Annotated in this window: 2 protein-coding genes and 1 riboswitch; of the genes, one reads left to right on the top strand and one right to left on the bottom strand. The window is 36.9% G+C overall.

What is annotated here, in order from left to right:
• The first annotated feature begins 291 nt into the window (after positions 1–291).
• A riboswitch (cyclic di-AMP (ydaO/yuaA leader) is annotated at positions 292–426 on the top strand.
• 2 nt (positions 427–428) lie between these two features.
• Complete coding sequence (locus HRQ60_RS23355; RefSeq protein WP_172201013.1) at positions 429–893, top strand: C40 family peptidase; 465 nt, start codon at positions 429–431, stop codon at positions 891–893.
• Between the two features lie 125 nt (positions 894–1018).
• Here HRQ60_RS23355 and HRQ60_RS23350 read toward each other — a convergent pair.
• The coding region (locus tag HRQ60_RS23350; protein WP_425501740.1) for a four-helix bundle copper-binding protein at positions 1019–1391 on the bottom strand (373 nt) is incomplete at its 5' end.

The following is a 1391-nucleotide window of genomic DNA, read 5'->3' as shown; positions in this document are numbered from 1 at the left end:
GTATATGATACGTTTCTTCACTTTTTACCTTCATAAATAAATTTAAATCTAAATAAGAATAAGAATTAAAGGTTACATTTTTTTCTCTGTTTAATCTTTTTTTTGAGATTTTTCTAAATAAAATAATGAGAAAGATCGATAAAGAAGGAAGTGAACAGAAGAAAAATGGGAATTAGAACTTGTTATTTCACTAAAAACCCTTAGTGAATTTCGATTTAAGAGTATCTTATATTTAGGTTACATTTTCTTTACTATTTACTTGGTGTATTGTATGATTGTCAAAGTTGTTTATTTTAAAAAATGCCGAATTCTTATTTTAGAAGCGGGGGAACCATTCAGGTGAATTAATTTCTGTCTTTTCAGAAATTATAGGGAACTCCAACCGAACCTAATCAGCTAACCTCGTAGGCTCTGGAGGGAATATTGTTTTGAAAAAAATTTCTTTGGTTTTAGCGGGAGCCATTTTACTTTCTTCTTTTTCTGCGTCTTCGGTTTCTGCAAGTGAATCGTTAAGCGAAAGTGTTAATGAATATATCGGTGTTCCTTACAAATGGGGAGGCACAACCAAAAGCGGTATGGACTGCTCCGGTTTTATTCTTGCGGTAATCGATCATTTTAATATTAATCTACCCCGTGTTTCCAGAGACCAAGCGAAAGCTGGTACTCCGGTTTCCAGAGAAAACTTGCGTCCGGGGGATTTAGTGTTTTTCAATACATTCGGTAAAGGCATTTCACATGCCGGAATCTATGTAGGCAATGGCGAATTTGCTCATTCCTCTAGTAGTAAAGGTGTGAGAATTAGTCCGATGAATCAAGGATACTTCAAAAATAAATATGTAACAGCCAGAAGAGTAACAAGCACCAGCACTTATCAGCATATGACCCAATCATAAAAACGAAGAGCAGATAATAGGATTTCCGTGCGCCTTCAAAGAATTTTGATTTATTCAACATAATTCTAATACAAGAAAGAGACCGTTGTCTTAAAACGGTCTCTTTCTTGTATTGAAAAAAGCGCTTATGCAGACATTTGCCGGCAGATGTCTGCACATTTAAAGCAGGCTTCAGCACATTTTTGACAATGCTCCATATCGTGCTTTTTGCACTCATTGCCGCATTCTTCGCAAATAGAGGCGCATAGTTCGCAAATTTGTTTGGCATACTCGCTACCACGTGCCATCATGGAAGCAGCGAGCTGACAAATGTCTGCACAATCACGATCAAGCTGAATGCATCGACTCATATGACCTGCATGGCCTTCTGAAAGGCAAGCCTTGTAGCACTGATTACAGATGACCATGCACTTCAAGCATTCTTCAATACAATTTTGAAGTTGTTCGTTCGACATAGCAATTCCTCCTTTTTTTTCAGTCGAGTGAAGATTAAACTGT

The sequence above is a fragment of the Saccharibacillus qingshengii genome, from assembly GCF_013185195.1.
GTDB classification, from domain to species: domain Bacteria; phylum Bacillota; class Bacilli; order Paenibacillales; family Paenibacillaceae; genus Saccharibacillus; species Saccharibacillus qingshengii.
The sequence above is the reverse complement of the archived record's forward strand: the minus strand, read 5'-3'. Positions and strand labels throughout refer to the sequence as shown.